The 15552-nt window shown below is 70.2% G+C and carries 15 protein-coding genes and 1 pseudogene; 5 read left to right on the top strand and 11 right to left on the bottom strand.

The features are described 5' to 3' along the window. Positions 1-350: 350 nt before the first annotated feature. The 6 genes from TN53_RS12885 to TN53_RS12860 form a co-directional block, all read right to left on the bottom strand. Complete coding sequence (locus TN53_RS12885; protein ID WP_046247686.1) at positions 351-689, bottom strand: CBS domain-containing protein; 339 nt, start codon at positions 687-689, stop codon at positions 351-353. Between the two features lie 52 nt (positions 690-741). Beyond that, positions 742-2268 (bottom strand): DEAD/DEAH box helicase, encoded by a 1527-nt coding sequence (locus tag TN53_RS12880; protein ID WP_046258591.1) that lies wholly within the window; start codon positions 2266-2268, stop codon positions 742-744. Between the two features lie 244 nt (positions 2269-2512). Further along, positions 2513-2716 carry a cold-shock protein gene (locus TN53_RS12875; RefSeq protein ID WP_004986771.1) on the bottom strand — a complete coding sequence of 68 codons (204 nt, stop codon included), beginning with the start codon at positions 2714-2716 and terminating at the stop codon, positions 2513-2515. Positions 2717-3127: 411 nt separating this feature from the next. Then, entirely contained in the window at positions 3128-3595 is a 468-nt protein-coding gene (locus TN53_RS12870; RefSeq protein WP_234308130.1) for a DUF5990 family protein, read from the bottom strand. 78 nt (positions 3596-3673) lie between these two features. Beyond that, on the bottom strand, positions 3674-4246 hold the full coding sequence (locus TN53_RS12865) for a cysteine hydrolase family protein (RefSeq protein WP_046247646.1): 573 nt from the start codon (positions 4244-4246) through the stop codon (positions 3674-3676). Positions 4247-4575: 329 nt separating this feature from the next. Then, on the bottom strand, positions 4576-5238 hold the full coding sequence (locus TN53_RS12860) for a GAF and ANTAR domain-containing protein (RefSeq protein WP_095046181.1): 663 nt from the start codon (positions 5236-5238) through the stop codon (positions 4576-4578). A 140-nt stretch (positions 5239-5378) separates the two neighbouring features. Between TN53_RS12860 and TN53_RS44995 the strand changes: the two genes are divergently transcribed. Then, positions 5379-5783: a VCBS repeat-containing protein gene (locus TN53_RS44995; RefSeq protein ID WP_324609611.1), complete on the top strand. Its 405-nt coding sequence runs from the start codon at positions 5379-5381 to the stop codon at positions 5781-5783. A 240-nt stretch (positions 5784-6023) separates the two neighbouring features. Beyond that, a pseudogene (locus TN53_RS44990) lies at positions 6024-6797 on the top strand (helix-turn-helix transcriptional regulator); the annotation flags it as partial. A gap of 102 nt (positions 6798-6899) precedes the next feature. On the opposite strand, the gene TN53_RS48305 reads toward TN53_RS44990, so the two are convergent. Genes TN53_RS48305 through TN53_RS12840 form a run of 3 tightly spaced genes read right to left on the bottom strand, consistent with a single transcriptional unit; the run spans position 6900 to position 10418 of the window. Next, positions 6900-8435 (bottom strand): FAD-binding oxidoreductase, encoded by a 1536-nt coding sequence (locus TN53_RS48305; RefSeq protein ID WP_095046171.1) that lies wholly within the window; start codon positions 8433-8435, stop codon positions 6900-6902. Then, positions 8428-9696: an MFS transporter gene (locus TN53_RS12845; protein ID WP_052742246.1), complete on the bottom strand. Its 1269-nt coding sequence runs from the start codon at positions 9694-9696 to the stop codon at positions 8428-8430. The genes TN53_RS48305 and TN53_RS12845 overlap by 8 nt, the downstream gene beginning before the upstream one ends. Next, on the bottom strand, positions 9693-10418 hold the full coding sequence (locus TN53_RS12840; RefSeq protein ID WP_046247643.1) for an SDR family oxidoreductase: 726 nt from the start codon (positions 10416-10418) through the stop codon (positions 9693-9695). Before TN53_RS12840 ends, TN53_RS12845 begins: the two co-directional genes overlap by 4 nt. A gap of 278 nt (positions 10419-10696) precedes the next feature. Here TN53_RS12840 and TN53_RS12835 point away from each other — a divergent pair, with 278 nt between their 5' ends. From TN53_RS12835 to TN53_RS12825, 3 genes are read left to right on the top strand one after another with little or no spacing between them, the layout of a single operon-like run. Then, the gene (locus tag TN53_RS12835; RefSeq protein WP_046247642.1) at positions 10697-11704 is read left to right on the top strand and encodes a phosphotriesterase family protein; all 1008 of its coding nucleotides are present in this window, start codon (positions 10697-10699) and stop codon (positions 11702-11704) included. Next, positions 11694-12035 (top strand): cupin domain-containing protein, encoded by a 342-nt coding sequence (locus tag TN53_RS12830; protein ID WP_046247641.1) that lies wholly within the window; start codon positions 11694-11696, stop codon positions 12033-12035. Before TN53_RS12835 ends, TN53_RS12830 begins: the two co-directional genes overlap by 11 nt. Next, positions 12032-12898, top strand: coding sequence for an SDR family NAD(P)-dependent oxidoreductase (locus tag TN53_RS12825; protein WP_046247640.1), 867 nt, complete (start codon positions 12032-12034; stop codon positions 12896-12898). The genes TN53_RS12830 and TN53_RS12825 overlap by 4 nt, the downstream gene beginning before the upstream one ends. A 63-nt stretch (positions 12899-12961) precedes the next feature. Here the strand turns inward: TN53_RS12825 and TN53_RS12820 are convergent, their stop codons facing one another. Further along, the gene (locus tag TN53_RS12820; RefSeq protein WP_199820393.1) at positions 12962-13960 is read right to left on the bottom strand and encodes an aldo/keto reductase; all 999 of its coding nucleotides are present in this window, start codon (positions 13958-13960) and stop codon (positions 12962-12964) included. A gap of 16 nt (positions 13961-13976) precedes the next feature. Continuing rightward, the gene (locus TN53_RS12815; RefSeq protein ID WP_159025372.1) at positions 13977-15464 is read right to left on the bottom strand and encodes an FAD-dependent monooxygenase; all 1488 of its coding nucleotides are present in this window, start codon (positions 15462-15464) and stop codon (positions 13977-13979) included. Positions 15465-15552: the final 88 nt, after the last annotated feature.

The raw sequence follows: 15552 nt of genomic DNA, 5'->3' as shown, positions 1-15552 counted from the left end.
CGGTACCCGGCCGAATGCTCCTCTGGCCGGGCGATCCTGATGGCGTCCGTCCTCCGTTCTTTCTCCGTACCAACCACTTGGCCTGCGAACTTCAGGTACTGCAATCCCGCCAGTTCGTGTCTGTCGGGCGTCACTGGACTGTGCTCGATGAGAAAAGGCTAACCGTGTCGGAGCTCAATGTCTACTCTGACAAGAACAGATTTCGGCTTCCTGGGGGAACAGATAGCTTCGATCTGTCACTAAGGGTGATGTGTCCCTCCCCAGAGCGGCGGAGAACGGACGGTGAGACAGCAGTGAGGGCCCTGCCGACGTGTGTCGGCAGGGCCCTCACCGGGATCCTGAAGGTGGTGCTAGCCGAGGCGAGCCATGGCCCGGCCGTGCTCCGCGACGACGGAGCGCCGAGGGACGGGCAAGGTGAACGCTCCGCCGAGGATGTCCCGCAGACGGGTCCGGTCCGTGTACGTGGAACTGTCGCGGTGAACGGCGAGTTCGGCCCGGGTGACCGAGCCCGTGCACTGGTCGTCCCCGTCGCACAGGAGGAGGTACTCGACACGGGCACCGGCCATGACGGACAGCGCGACCTCGACGGTCATGTCGTCCCGGACCCGGGGCCCGGACGTGTCCATGGCGTCGACCACGGCCACTGGGGCCAGGTCCGCGTGCTGTCGCTGTGTCCGAACCGGTGTCAAAGGTGCCTCCTCGGAGATGGGGAGCTGCTGGACGATGCTTCGAGCCCCGGGGTCAGGCCGCGGCGTCGAGGGCGGGCCGCTGCGCACGGCGTCGCCCCGCTCCTGCGCCGGCGCGTCCCCGACCGGAGCGGTCCTGACCGGAGCGGTCCTGACGGCCTCGGGACGAGGGGGCCCCGGAGGACCCGGCGCGGCGGGGACGGTCCACGACCGGTGCCTTGATGACGACCGGGACACCGGAAGGGGCCTGGGCGCCGGTGATCCGCGTCAGTTCCGCCTCACCGGACCGTACGGAGGCGATCTGCGGGGTGATGCCGGCCGAGGCCATCAACCGGGTCATGCCACGGCGCTGGCCGGGTGTCACGAGGGTGACGACGCTGCCGGACTCGCCGGCACGGGCGGTACGGCCGCCGCGGTGCAGGTAGTCCTTGGGGTCGGTGGGCGGATCCACGTTGACGACCAGGTCGAGGTTGTCGACGTGGATGCCGCGGGCCGCGACGTTGGTCGCCACCAGTACGGTCACGTGCCCGGTCTTGAACTGGGCGAGGGTCCGGGTGCGCTGGGGCTGGGACTTGCCACCGTGCAGAGCCGCGGCGCGGACACCGCTGTTCAGCAGGTGCTGGGTCAGCCGGTCCACGGCGTGCTTGGTGTCCAGGAACATGAGCACCCGGCCGTCGCGCGCCGCGATCTCGGTGGTCGTGCGGTGCTTGTCCGCTTCGGGCACGTGGAGCACGTGGTGCTCCATCGTGGTGACCGCACCCGCGGACGGGTCGACGGAATGGACCACCGGGTCGGACAGGTACTGGCGGACCAGCCGGTCGACGTTGCGGTCCAGGGTGGCCGAGAAGAGCATCCGCTGCCCCTCGGGGCGCACCTGGTCGAGCAGGGCGGTGACCTGGGGCATGAAGCCCATGTCGGCCATCTGGTCGGCCTCGTCGAGGACGGTGATGTCGACGTCGTCCAGTCGGCAGTCGCCACGGTCGATGAGGTCCTTGAGCCGTCCCGGGGTCGCGACGACGATCTCCACCCCGGCCCGCAGCGCGCGCGTCTGCCTGCTCATCGGCAGGCCGCCGACCACGGTGGTCAGCCGGAGCTTCACGGACCGGGCGTACGGGGTGAGCGCGTCGGTCACCTGCTGGGCGAGCTCGCGGGTGGGGACGAGGACCAGGGCGAGCGGCTGCCGCGGTTCCGCGCGCCGTCCCGTCGTACGGGCCAGCACCGCGAGGCCGAAGGCGAGGGTCTTGCCCGACCCGGTACGGCCGCGGCCGAGCACGTCACGTCCGGCGAGGGAGTTCGGCAGCGTCGCGCCCTGGATGGGGAACGGCACGGTCATGCCCTCGCGTCCGAGCGCGGCCAGCAAGGGCGTCGGCAGGGCGAGGTCGGAGAACGACTCGACCGCGGGCAGCGCGGGCGTGATCGTCACCGGGAGCGCGAACTCGCCCTGGAGTGCTGCCGGTCGGCGCCCGTTGCCGTTGGAACGCCGCGGAGCACCCGAGCGCTGGGCGGCAGAGCTCCAAGAGGTGCGGGTCGGGCGGTCGGTGCGGGAGGTGCGGGCAGTGCGGGCGGTGCGTGCGCGGTTCAAGCGGAACCTTTCCTCGATGTGAGCACGTAGGCACGTAGCAAGGAGTTTCCGCAGCAAAAGGAACGGCGCAGATAATCACGAGAACGGCCCGGTGATGATGAGCGCCGAATCGGATCGACGGGGGAATGCGTCACCGTTCGGTGATGCGATGGAGCCTTCCCGTCACGCGCTCTGAAATGCAGCGAGCTGGGGCCCGCACCCCAAGGTGCGGGCCCCAGCTGCGAAAGATGCGTTGCTGCCGGTGTCAGGCGGGAACGATGTTCTCGGCCGTCGGGCCCTTCTGGCCCTGCGCGATGTCGAACGACACCTTCTGACCTTCCAGCAGCTCGCGGAAGCCCTGGGCGGCAATGTTGGAGTAGTGGGCGAAGACGTCGGCGCCGCCGCCGTCCTGCTCGATGAAGCCGAAGCCCTTTTCCGCGTTGAACCACTTCACGGTGCCAGTAGCCATGTCATTTCTCCTTCGGAGACGATTTCCGGAATTCACCCTGTGTGGATTCCGCGTCGCCCGTGCTGATTAGCCCGTCGGAAAATGAACCCTCTGGCAACCACACCTGCAACTGGCACCGACATTAGCATGCCGCGATCGTCCCTGTGCGGTCCGTAATTCCGCCGAGGTTGACGGTCGAGGAATACTCGCAGTGCACCGCAGTCATTTCTTACTTCACGGATACAGATATTGACCCGCGCGGATGGGCTGTTTTCTGGCGAACGTTTCCGGCCGCAGCGCCATGACCTCCGCCGATGCCCCGTGCACCGCTGCCGACGCCCGCGCCGCACGGGGACACCGGCGAACGTGCCGAGACCCCGGGGACGCAATGAATGTCACATCCGCCCGGGAGTGGCGACGACGGCCGGCGTCCTAGTCGGCGTGTGCCGCGGTCCAGGTGATCCGCGGCGGCTCGACCCGTGCGCACAGCGGCCCGCCCTGCGCGTCGGTCAGCCCGAGCCGCCCGACCAGCAGCCCGTCGCGAGCTGCGGCGGCGAGCGTGTCGGCGGGGATGACGTCCAGCATGAGCTTGGCGCGGCGGAACATCGTGAACATGCCCGACTCGTCGACCGTGCCCCACGACAGATAGATGAACCGCCGCCCCAGACGGTTCTGCACGTAGGGACCCTTGACCTCGGTACCGGCCGGCGAGGCGCTCGTGGCGCACTCCAGGGTCCACGTCGCGGACGGGGCGTCCCCGGGCTGCGGCTCGAGGAGCTCGGCCGGACGGTCGCGGCGTTGCACGGCGACATGGACGTTGTCGTAGGTGGTCACTGTGCCGTCGACCTGGGCGGAGTGAGTGAGACCGGGCAGGTCGACGGCGTCGATGCGGATGCGCATGGCCGTCATCATCCTGCATCATCGGAGATGACCGCCTGCCCCCGTACACCTCGACCGTGAGGTGCCGGCCGTGGGAGGTCAGCCGGTGGCGGGGCGGGTGAAGTCGATCTCCTTCGCCGTGGTGATCAGGGCGCCCATGTTGCGCTCCATCATCTCCAGGGCGGCGGAACTCAGACGGGGGTGGATGGAGGCGACGGCGTCCTTGGGCACCGTGACCCGCAGATGGCGGATGTGCGCGTCGAGAGCGGAGTAGAGGACGCACTGCTCGGTGACCTGGCCGCTCAGCACCACGTTCCCGACGCCCAACCGCTGCAGGAGGTAGGACAGGGGCGTCTCGTAGAAGACGGAGTGGCGGGCCTTCACCACGAAGAGCGATTCGTCGTCGGGCCTGATCGGCTCGATCAGGTCGGCGTGCGGCCGTGCCAGTGCGGTCTCCACGAGTTCTCCGTGGTGGGAGCGCCACAGCCCGAAGTTGTCGTTCGCGTAGATCACCGGCACGTCCGCCCCGCGGGCCCGGCCGATCAGCTCCGCCAGGACGGGCACGACCCTTCGGACGGACGGCACGAGCAGCTCCGCGTCCTCGTGGTCGTAGGTGTTGATCATGTCGATCACGACGAGAGCGACCCCTGTCGTGTCCGCGGGCTGGTCCATGGCTTCCGCCACCCGTCCAGTGCTGTGCCGGCGCTGTCAGTCGCGCACTGCGCGCTTTCGGGTACCCGCGGGCCCAGGTGGCTAACGAGGACGTGAGTGGTCGTGGGGGTGGGGGAGGAGGTACTGGGAGGCGGAGAGCGGGTCGCGCGGCTCGGGCAGCGGCGGGGGCGGAGTCGGAGCTGTTGCTGGGAGCGGGAGCCGGTCATCGGGGTCTCACCGCCCTGTGCGCGGCGAGGCGGGTGGGCGGTGCTCGGGGCAGGGTCGTGGTGGCGGGTCGGCCCGGCGCTGGTCCGGTTCGGCCGACGTGGCGGGGAGCGGCCCCGCCGGGATCACGCGAGGCTGCCCTCTTCACACACCCGGCGGGCGACCTCGCGGAGCTTGATGTTGTTCGCCTGTGAGTAGCGGCGCAGCACGTTGAACGCCTCCTCCTCGGTGAGGCGGTGGCTGCCCATGAGGATGCCCATGGCCTCGCCGATGACGTGCCGGGTGGCGACGGCGTGCTCCATCTGGGCGTGGGTGCGGGCGCTGGAGAAGGCGACCGCCGCGTGGGAGGCCAGCAGCCAGCCGGCCAGTTCGCTGGTCTCGGTGAACGCACCGACCTTGCGCGAGTAGAAGTTCAGCGCGCCGAAGTCCCCCTCTTCGGTGAAGAGCAGGAAGCCCATCATGCTGCCCACGCCGAGGGCCTGGGCCTGTGGGGCGAAGGCGGGCCAGCGCTGGTGTTCGACGGTGAGGTCGGCGACGCGGAAGACCCACTCCTCCCGTGAACTGGGTGCCGCGTCGAAGCACGGTCCCTCCCCCAACTGCTGTTGCAACAGGTCACTCTCGGTGACCAGTGCGTGGGTGGGGGCGAGCGTCTCCACCTTCTTGTCGTGCAGTACGAGAATGCCCGCCGCGTCGCAGCCCTCCACCAGTTCGGTGGCCGATGCGGTGATCCGCTCGAGGGTGGCATCGACCGATTCCTGCGCCAGGAGATCGCGTGCCATGGAAGCCATCTGTTGCGCGAACCGTCCCCAGTCCACTTCGTCCTCCGCCTTCTCAGGTGCGTGGGCACACCTCATACCCAGCTTTCCACGCGAGCCACACAGCGGCGTACCGGGCGAACGCCGGCGGCGAGCTGCGGGTGTACCGGACCATGCGCGGGCACACCTCGCTCGGCAAGGGCTGGAACCAGTACGACATGGTGACCTCGCCGGGTGACGTGTCCGGCGACGGCCGCCCGGACCTGATCGCCCGCAACTCCTCCACGGGAGCCGTCTACCTCTGCAAGGGGACGAGTTCCGGCAAGTTGTCGTCCCGCGTGAAGCTCTACGACAACTGGAAGACGTACAAGAAGATCGTGGGCGTCGGCGACCTCAACGGCGACGGCAAGGCGGCGTCATCTCCCGCGACACCTCCGGCAACGTGTGGCGCAACAACGGCAACGGCAAGGGCTCGTTCGGCTCACGCGCGAAGATCGCCACGGGGTGGCAGGCGTACAAGGGCGTGTGTTCTGAGGCTCCGACGCAACACTCGCGGGAACCTGTCCATACGTTCGTAAAATCTCGTCTCACATCTCGAACGTGGATCGCTCTTCGCGAGATTCGAAGATGTCCGAAGCGTTAAGACGGAGGTTCACAGTATCGGCAGTCAAAAGTCTTCGAAAAAAGTCCGTAAAAGTGGACTATTCGCTGGACGTCGCGATCGGTGTCTGTTGCACCCATGCAATGAATGAAAGATGTAGGATCGGCGTGGCCCATTGTGATCCGATGGGGTAAATGATGCTGATGGGGAGCGCATTATGGCAATCACCGAACAGCAAAGAAAAGAGCTCGCCGCCTTCCTCCGCAACCGACGCGAACGGGTTGCACCGGAAGCTGTCGGTATCAAGAACTCGTACGGGCGTCGCCGTACGCCGGGCCTGCGCAGGGAGGAGCTCGCCCAGCTCGCAGGGGTGAGTGTGACGTGGTACACGTGGCTCGAACAGGCCCGCAGGATCAGGGTGTCGAGCCAGGTGCTCAACGGTCTCGCGCGGGCCTTGCGGCTCGATGCGACGGAGACCGGGCATCTGTTCCGGCTGGCCGGTGAGTTACCGCCGGCGGGGCGGGCGCCCTGCTCTCGGGAGCATATTCCGGAGCAGTATCTGACCTTCCTTGAATTCCAGGATCCGCTGCCTGCGTTCATTGTGAATCACCGCTTCGATGTGCTGGCGTGGAATCAGGGATTCTGTGCACTGTTTCCCTATTTCGAATCCTTGGGGCACAGTCGCCGCAACACCCTCATGATGATGTTCGACGAGCGTGCCCGGGAAATGTACCCGAACTGGGAGCAGGACGCCCTCGAGGCGGCAGCGCTTTTCCGTGCGCAGGCCGCCGACCAGCTCGCCCATCCCGCATATGCGAAGATGATCGAGGACCTGCGCGTCGAACACCCGGAATTCCAGGAACTGTGGGAGCGGCTCGACCTCGCTCCGTCCGTGCCGTCCGTACGCTGCTTCGACCACCCGACGCTGGGGCGGATCGAACTCGGTTATGTGAAGCTGCGGCTCGCGGGCGTGGACGCCACCCTCGTCGTCTACCAGCCCGTTCTGGACAGCCGGTTGGTCGCCCGCTTCCGCGATCTGGTCGAGGAGCGGATCAAGGTGCGGCTCCGCTCGGTCGGAGGATCGGTCGGAAGCTCAATCGGACGCCCGTACCGACAGAGCGTGCCGGAAGACATCCCGCGGATCCCAGACGGCCTTGACCCGCTGGAGTCGGGGGTAATTCCCTTTGAAGTACAGCGTGTGCCAGGGAACGCCTGAGGTGTTCCAGCCCGGATCGGCCAGATCCACGTCCGGATAGTTGATGTACGAGCCGTCGGTACGTGCGTCGGAGACGGGCACTCCGCCTGTCTCCGCGTACAAGTCCCGGTAGAGCTCCCGGAGTCTGCGGAGGTGTCGCTCGTCGTCGGCGGGATCGGTCCAGTACGTGCCGAGATAGCTCTTGAGCACCGAATCCCGTTGGGCGACAGCGGTCGCCGCGGGATCCACCGTGTTGACCTTCCGGCCGTAGGAGAACAGCACCACCGTCGTATGACCGTCGTAGTCCGGGTCGGAGAGGCGCCGGAAGAGCAGCGCGGTCTCCGCGGCGGAATACGGCCGGCGCAGATAGGCGCCCTTGCTCTTGGAGCGGGTCAGCTCTCCCCTGTTCTCCACGTCCCGCTGGGTGGCCCTCAGCCAGGGCATGCCCGTGTAGGTGATCCGGCACGGGGTCCGTACCCCGCTGCCCACGGCGGCGACGTACTCCTCGAGCCGGTTGCGGGCGTCGGGAGCCGAGCCGTCCAGCTGCGCGCTGAGGGTGATCCGGCCGACCGCGTGCTGGTTGAGGTACAACGCGCTGTACAGACTCTCGTACGTCGGGTCCGTGCCGTCCTCCGTGCTGTGCCAGTCGCCATGGTTGCGGACGAGCCTGGCGAAGTCCCGCTCGCTCAGCGACTCCCAGGGCCACTCCGCGGAAGCGAGGAGAACCGTCTTCGGAGGCCGGGGCAGCACATCCCGCGGGGCGTTGGAGTCTGCTTCGGGGGAGCGGAACCAATAGCGCGTGACCACTCCGAAGTTGCCGCCGCCCGCGCCGGTGTGCGCCCACCACAGATCGTGGTGCGGGTCGGAGGGATCCCGGGAGGCGACCACGGTCCGGGCCTCACCCGTGTCGTCGGCGACGACGACCTCCACCGCCTCCAGATGGTCGACGATCAGCCCGTGCCGTCGGCACAGCGCGCCGAAGCCGCCGCCCTGGACATAGCCGCCGAGCCCGACCGAGGGGCAGGTGCCGCCGGGCACGGCCACGCCCCAGTTCAGGTACAGGGAGCGGTAGACGGAGCCGAGCAGCGCGCCCGCGCCGATGCCGAAAGCCGCCCGGCCTTCGTCGTACGTGACGTCGTCGAGTTCGGACAGGTCGACGAGGGTGCGCACCGCCGCGTCGTCCACCAGGCCCTCCAGGCCGTGGCCGCCACCGCGTACCGCCAGCCGCGACCCTTGCTGGACGGCGGCGGTGACAGCCCGGCGTACCTCTTCGGCGGTACGCGGCACATGGACCCGGTCCGGCCGGCCGGTGAAGCGTGTGTTGCGTGACCGCGTGGTGAGGGAGAGGTAGCGGGGGTCGGCGGGGGTGATCGCCGGTACGCCCTGGGCCGGGATGCCGGGCACGGCAAGGACGGGATCGGATATGTCAGTCATCGGTGGCGGCCGTCGCCTTTCGTGAGGTCACTGCGCGGCGCACCGCCGCGTGGCCGAGGAGCAGAAGCAGGCCGCAGGTGCCCGCGGCACAGCCGAGCAGGGCGGTGGCCGGCCAGCCGCCGTGCGCCCAGAGAGGGCCCGTCAGCGCGGAGCCCGCCGCACCGCCGAGGAAGTAGCAGGTCATGTAGACGGTCGTGACGCGGCTGCGCATCTCGTCGCCGACCTGGGCGAAGACCGTCGTCTGGTTGGAGATGTGCGCGGCCTGGACCGCGAAGTCGATCAGGAGAATCGCCGTGCCGAGCATGAGCAGTGAGGACGACAGGACCGACACCACGGCGAACGACACGGCGATGAGGGCGAACGCGGCGGCACTGACCGCCCGTTGGCGTCCCCGGTCGGCGAACCGGCCCGCCAGGTTGGCGCCGAGAGCGCCACCCGCGCCGAGCAGCCCCATCGCGCCGATCGCGGCGGAGCCGTAGTGGTAGGGCCCCTGGATCAGGCGGAGCGGCACGGCGGTCCACAGCACGGTGAAGGCGGCGAACCCCAGGGCGCCGTACAGGCAGCGCTCCACGATCACCGGCCGTGCCCGGACCAGGGAGAACAGCGAGCCGATGAGCCGGGCGTACCCGCGCACGGTCAGGGGCGTTCCGGCGGGTTGCGGGGGCAGGATGCGGCGCAGCATCACGCCCACCCCGAGCATCAGGGCCGACGCGCCCCAGAACACGGCCCGCCAGTCGACGAGTTCGGCCACCACTCCGGCGAAGGTCCGGCACAGCAGCGCGCCGAGGATGACGCCGGTCATCACGGTGCCGACCACCTGCCCGCGCCGCTCGGGCGGTGCCATGCCCGCGGCCTGCGGCACGATCACCATGGCGGCGACGCTCACCAGACCGAGCAGGAAGAACAGGCCGACGAGGAGCCCGCCGTCGGCCCAGGGAATCACCGCGAGCACCGCGGCCGCCGTGGTCACCAGGACGGTGAGCAGCCGTCTGCGGTCGACGGCGTCGCCCAGCGGTACCAGCGCGAACAGGCCGAGGGCGTAACCGAACTGGGTGGCCGAGACGGACGAGGTGAGCGAGCCGGGCGTGCGGTGCAGCGAGGCCGCGAGCTCGGGCAGGATCGGCTGGAGGTAGTACAGGTTGGCCACGCACAGACCGCAGGCGGCCGCGAGCAGCAGCACGGTGATCCGGCCGACCCGCGGCCGCGGCGGCGCGGCGGGCCCCGCCAGGCCCGTCGCGCCGCCGTGCGCCGCCTCGCTCACAGCGTGCCGCCGCCATCGACGTGCAGCACCGCGCCGGTCACGAAGGTGTTCTCCAGCAGGTGGAGCACTGTCGCCGCGACGTCGTCGGGCTGTCCGACGCGGCCCACCGGGGTGCTCTGCGCGGTCTGCTCGAAGAGACCCGCGCGGGCGTCCTCGGGCAGGAAGGACCAGAGCGGGGTGTCGATCAGACCGCCGACGACGACGTTGACGCGCACCGGGGCGAGCTCGACGGCGAGCGAGCGGCCCATGCCGCCGATGCCCGCGTTGGCGGCGGCTGTCGCGCTCATGTCGGCGTACGACTTGAAGCCGGCCGCACCGGCGATCAGCACGATCGAGCCCTGGCCCGAGATCTTCCTGCCGGCGTGCCGGACACTCAGCAGCTGGCCGACGATCTTGGTGTCGAGGGCGGCGCGCACCGAGTCGAGGGACACGTCGTAGACGGAGCCGACGGCCATGTCGCCGGGGCAGACGACGAGGTGGTCGAGGGAGTCGATGCCCGCGAAGAAGGCGGCGACGCTCTCCTCGTCGGTCACGTCCACGACACCGGTGGTGATGCCGTCGATCTCCTTGGCGGTCTGCTCCAGCTTGTCCTGGGAGCGGGAGCCGACGACGACCTGGGCGCCCGCGGCGGCGGCCTGCCGGGCCACCGCCTTGCCGATGCCGGACGAGCCGCCGATCACCACGACACGGGCGCCGGAGAGGGAAGAGGGGGTAGCGGACATGGCTGTCTCCTGGTGACGAGCGAACGGGATGCGGGTCGGCCGGCCCGGAGAGGACCGCCCGGCCGCAATCGACGCTGTCAGCTCGCGCCAGGGGCAGGGAGACGGCGTTTCATGCTAGTTGGAACACCACCTGGTTAGGCCTTGGCGGGCGGGCCACCATGGGTTGTTGTCGGGGGCATCGACCTGTCCGGCGCAATGGCGGTTGTTCCGATATTCCGAGGCGGTTCTCTGTGCGTACGGAAAGTCCCCTCCCACACGATCCGACACCGCACGACCCGGTGCCGACGGCGCGCGGCCCGGTCGCCGCGGCGGACCTGGGTGTCACGCTCGCGCACGAGCATCTCTTCGTGCTGAGTGCCGAATTCCAGTCGAATTTCCCCCACTTGTGGGACCGCGAGGCCGGAGTGCGCGAGGCCGTACGCCAGTTGGAGCAGGCGTACGCGGCCGGAGTGCGGACCCTGGTGGACATGACGGTGCTCGGACAGGGTCGCGACATCGGCCTGGTCCGTGCCGTCGCCGAGCGCACCCCGGTGAACATCGTGCTCGCCACCGGCGTCTACAGCGTCGACGGCATACCGCTCTTCGCCCGCTTCCGGGGCCCCGGCGCCGCCATCGAGGCGGACGACCCGCTGATCGAGCTGCTCCTGCGCGACGTCTCCACCGGCATCGCGGACAGCGGAGTCCGGGCGGGCCTGGTGAAGTTCGCCTGCGAGCGCACCCCGCCGGACGCGGCCGCGCACCGGATGGCCGCTGTCGTCGCCGAGGTGCACCGGCACACCGGCGTACCGGTGGTGGTGCACTGCGACCCGTTCGAGGGCAACGGCGTCCACCTGGTGCGGCTCCTGGAGAAGGAGGGCGTCGCGGCGGGCTCCGTGGTCGTCGCGCACGCCGGGGACTCGGCCGACCTGAACGGCCTGCGCGCCCTCGCGGACACCGGCTGCGTCCTGGGCTACGACCGCTACGGCATGACGCCCTTCGCCCCCGACGAACAGCGCAACGCCACCCTCGCCGCGCTCGTCCGGGCGGGCCACACGGCCCAGTTGCTCGTCTCGCAGGACCACCCGGTGCACATCGACTACCTGACGGCCGAGCAGCGGGAACGCACTTACCCGGGCTGGAGCTACGTCCATCTCTTCGAGCGCGTCCTGCCGCTTCTCCTGAAGGAGCCGGGCGTCGACGAGGAGACGGTGCGCACCCTCCTGGTCGACAACCCCCGGCGGCTGCTGTCCCGGATCGCCGCACCCCGCCCCTCGGGCGAGCGCACGGAGGTGCGGGATGCCGCCTGAGCCCTGGGAGGAGTTGGGGGCCGAGCTGCTCATCGACGAGGACCACGTCAAGTGCTGGGTGGAGACCGTGCCCCCCGGCGAGCATCGGCCCGCCCACACCCACCGCCACCCCTGGGTGACCGTCGTGCTCTCCGGGGCGCACGGTGAATCCCGGGACGAGAACGGCGAGTTGATCAAAGCGGTGTCGCTGGAGACGGGACAGGTCGTGCACAACCGCGGCGAGGCCCTGCCCATGCGGCACTACGTCCACAACCTCTCCGACCGGACTCTTGTCATGGTCGCCATCGAACTCCGCACGCCCGGCGCGCCGGAGGAAGGACCCCACTCATGAGCCGACACGAGCGCCCAGCAGGACAGCAGCCGCCGAGCGCCCCCGCCCTGGTCACCGGAGCCACCTCCGGTCTCGGCCGGAGCCTCGCGCGGGCCCTCGCCGACCGGGGCTGGACCGTCCTGGTGCACGGCAGGGACGGGAACAGGTGCGCCGCCGTCGTCGACGAGCTGCGCGCGGCGGGTGGTACGGCCTACCCGTACGTCGCGGACCTCGCCTCTCTGGAGGAGACCGCCGAGCTGGGCCGGCGGGTGGCCGCGGAGCACCCCTCGCTGGGGCTGCTCGTGAACAACGCGGGAGTGGGCGCGGGGCGTGACGCACGCCGCCGCGAACTGAGCCGGGACGGCTACGAGCTGAGGTTCGCCGTCAACTATTTGGCGCCGGTGCTCCTCACCCGTGTGCTGCGCTCACCTCTGCGTGCGGCGGGTACGGCACAGGTGCTCAACATCGGGTCGATCGGGCAGAGCCCCTTCGACGCGGACGACGTCCAGTTCACCCGGCGCTACGACGGCATGGAGGCGTACACCCGCAGCAAGTTCGCGCTGGCCGCCTTCACGTTCACCATCGCGGAGGAGTACGCCCGCGAGGGCATCGGGGTCAACTGTGTGCACCCCGCGAACTACATGGACACCACGATGGTCATCGAGGCGGGGGTGCGTCCCTGGTCCTCGGTGGCCGAGGGGACGGCCGCCGTGCTGCACGCCCTCGACGAGGGCGCACGAGGCGCGAGCGGCGAGTACTACAACGAGAGCCGCCGGGCCAAGGCGCACCGCCTCGCCTACAGCGCCGACACCCAGCAGCGGCTCACCTCCCTCACCGACCAGCTCATCGCTCCCGCGGAGCGGGCGGGCGGCACGTCCTGGTGACAGCGGACGGACACCGGACGGGCCCGGGTGCGCTCTCAGCGCACCCGGGCCCGTCCGGTTCTCTCAGTCCTCCTGGACCATGGCGAGCAGATGCTCGGGGAAGCGCTCACCCGCGAAGGCACCGGGCGGCGCGATCTCGTCGACCTCCCGCAGCACCTCGGGGGTCGGGGTGACGGCTCCGGCGGAGGCGTTCTCGTTCATGTGCGTACGCTGCTGAGCCCCCGGGATCGGTACGACACCCTGGGCGACCAGCCACGCGAGCGCGAACTGCGCCGGTGAGCAGTCCAGCCGGGACGCCAGCTCGCCGATCCTGGCGACCAGGCGCTGGTTGACGTCGAGGTTGTCCTCGGAGAACCGGGGCAGACCGCGCCGCATGTCGTCAGGGGCCAGCTCGGTCCCGGAGAGCTCGCCGGACAGCAGCCCGCGGCTGAAGGGGCTGTAGGCGACGAAGCCGATGCCGAGTTCCCGCACCGTGGGCAGCACCGAGCGCTCCGGATTGCGGCTGGCGAGGGAGTACTCGGTCTGCACCGCCGTGATGGGGTGCACGGCGTGCGCCGCACGGATCGTCCTCGAACCGGCCTCGGAGAGCCCCAGGTGCCGTACCTTTCCGGCGGCGACGAGCTCCGCCATGGCGCCGACCGACTCCTCGACGGGCACCTGGGGGTCGACCCGGTGCAGGTAGTACAGGTCGATGTGGTCGGTGCCCAGGCGTTCGAGGCTGGCGTCGACGGCCTCGGCGATGTGCCGGGGGCTCCCGTCGACCCGTACGCCGTCCGGGGTCCGGATCAGCCCGCACTTGGTGGCGAGCGTCACCCGGTCGCGGTGTCCGCCGGCCAGCGCGCGGCCGACGATCTCCTCGCTCAGGCCGGCGCCGTACATGTCCGCGGTGTCGAGGAAGTCCATGCCCCGGTCCAGGGCCGCGTGGATGGTGCGGATCGACTCGGCCTCGTCGCGGTCGCCGTAGAACTCGGCCATGCCCATGCAGCCGAGGCCGATCGCGGACACCTCCAGCCGGCCGCCGAGCAGGACGCGGTCCAGGGTGTGCGGTGTGGTGGTGGTCATGCCTTCTCCTCATGGGCTACGGACGGTGGGGCGTGGTGGTCCCGGGGTCGCCCTGGCGGGCGGGCAGGAGCTGTTCGAGACGGCGCAGGGCGGCGGTGTCGGCGAGGGCGGCGGCCGCGGCGACGACGCCGTCGGGACGTACGAGCACGGCTCCCGGGCGACGTACGCCCAGGGCACGCGCGGTCCGCGCGTCCAGGTGCGTGCAGACGGGCACGTCCCGCTCGGCGAAGGGGGTACGACCCGCGAGGACGAGCAGCGCGTGGCGCCCGTCGCGCAGCAGGTCGTGGGTGCGGCCGCCGGACGGAAGGGGGATGTCCGGCAGCCGTGTGCCGGGGCCGAGCGGCCCGAGTGCGGGGCCCTCGGCGGGATAGCGCAGGTCCATCTGCGCGAAGCGGGACGGCAGGACGCGGTCGAGGACACCGCTGCGCTCGGCGGCCGACGCCGCGAGGTCGCGGGCCCGCTCGCGCCAGCCGCCCCAGGTCCACAGCCGGGTCTGCCGGTCGGTGTCGGTGACCACGGCGCGCGCGACATGCATACGTTCCCGCTCCCACGCCCCGAGCGCGGTCTCCGGCAGCCGGCCACGCATCACGTCGGCGAGACGCCAGGCCGCTTCGTGAGCATCCTGGATGCTGGTGTTCAGGCCCTGCCCGCCGGCCGGGCTGTGCACATGCGCGGCGTCGCCCGCGAGCAGCACCCGGCCCTCGCGGAACCGGTCCGCCATCTTGCGGTGAACCCGGAAGTGGCCCGAACCGGTGACGGAGGCCAGCTCAAGGGGAACCGGGCTGCGCTCGGCGGCGATCGCCCGCACGGTCTCCTCGACGTTCTCCTCGGTGGCGCCTTCGGGGGCGCTGCCGAAGACACGTATGAGGCCACCGGGGAGACCGACGACGACCAGCACGCCGGTGGGGCCCATGAAGTAGTGCGCCTCGGCAGGTGCGAGCGGGGTCTCCCACTCCCCGTCGACGAGGACGAACGACTGGGGGTAGGTCGGCCCGGTGAAGGCGACACCGAGCTGCTCGCGGACCGCGCTGTGCGCGCCGTCGCAGCCGAGCAGCCGGCCCGTGCGGTGGACGGCCCCCGACAGGCCGGCCTCCACCCCGTCGGCGTCCTGCGCGAGGGCCGTCAGCCGATGGCCGTACTCGACTTGCCCACCCGCCTCGTGCAGCGCTTCGAGCAGCAGCCCCTCGGTCTCGTTCTGCGGGAGGGAGAGCGGGGTTCCGAAGCGACTGCCCTTCAGACCGCGGAAGTTGATACGGGCGACGCGGCGGCCGCGGGTGTAGTAGTTGGCGGCGACGACCGGCAGGGCCGCGTCACGGATGCGTTCTTCCAGGCCGAGGCGGGCCATGACCTCCAGCGCGCGCGGCTGGAGGATGATCGCCTTTGCATGGGGGTTCCTTCGGGCCGCGCGATCGACGATCCTGGTGTCGATCCCGCGGCGGAGCAGCTCGGTGGCCATCATCAGGCCGGTCGGCCCTGCGCCGACGACCAGTGCTTCGCTGTCCACGGTGAGCGTCACACCTCCTGCGTTCGGGAACGGGCGTGTGTGGGTGAGGGGTGGGGGAGAAGACGGCGCCACGTCGGCTCGTGCGGCC

The organism is Streptomyces sp. WM6386 (assembly GCF_000972385.1).
In the GTDB taxonomy this organism is placed as follows: Bacteria; Actinomycetota; Actinomycetes; order Streptomycetales; family Streptomycetaceae; genus Streptomyces.
The sequence above is the reverse complement of the archived record's forward strand: the minus strand, read 5'-3'. Positions and strand labels throughout refer to the sequence as shown.

What these genes read in the sequence shown, in the direction of transcription:
- TN53_RS12875 (WP_004986771.1), bottom strand. Translation starts at nt 2,716, where the DNA reads ATGGCTACTGGCACCGTGAAGTGGTTCAACGCGGAAAAGGGCTTCGGC.
- TN53_RS12870 (WP_234308130.1), bottom strand. Translation starts at nt 3,595, where the DNA reads ATGCGCATCCGCATCGACGCCGTCGACCTGCCCGGTCTCACTCACTCC.
- TN53_RS12865 (WP_046247646.1), bottom strand. Translation starts at nt 4,246, where the DNA reads ATGGACCAGCCCGCGGACACGACAGGGGTCGCTCTCGTCGTGATCGAC.
- TN53_RS12860 (WP_095046181.1), bottom strand. Translation starts at nt 5,238, where the DNA reads ATGGCTTCCATGGCACGCGATCTCCTGGCGCAGGAATCGGTCGATGCC.
- TN53_RS44995 (WP_324609611.1), top strand. Translation starts at nt 5,379, where the DNA reads ATGCGCGGGCACACCTCGCTCGGCAAGGGCTGGAACCAGTACGACATG.
- TN53_RS48305 (WP_095046171.1), bottom strand. Translation starts at nt 8,435, where the DNA reads ATGACTGACATATCCGATCCCGTCCTTGCCGTGCCCGGCATCCCGGCC.
- TN53_RS12840 (WP_046247643.1), bottom strand. Translation starts at nt 10,418, where the DNA reads ATGTCCGCTACCCCCTCTTCCCTCTCCGGCGCCCGTGTCGTGGTGATC.
- TN53_RS12830 (WP_046247641.1), top strand. Translation starts at nt 11,694, where the DNA reads ATGCCGCCTGAGCCCTGGGAGGAGTTGGGGGCCGAGCTGCTCATCGAC.
- TN53_RS12825 (WP_046247640.1), top strand. Translation starts at nt 12,032, where the DNA reads ATGAGCCGACACGAGCGCCCAGCAGGACAGCAGCCGCCGAGCGCCCCC.
- TN53_RS12820 (WP_199820393.1), bottom strand. Translation starts at nt 13,960, where the DNA reads ATGACCACCACCACACCGCACACCCTGGACCGCGTCCTGCTCGGCGGC.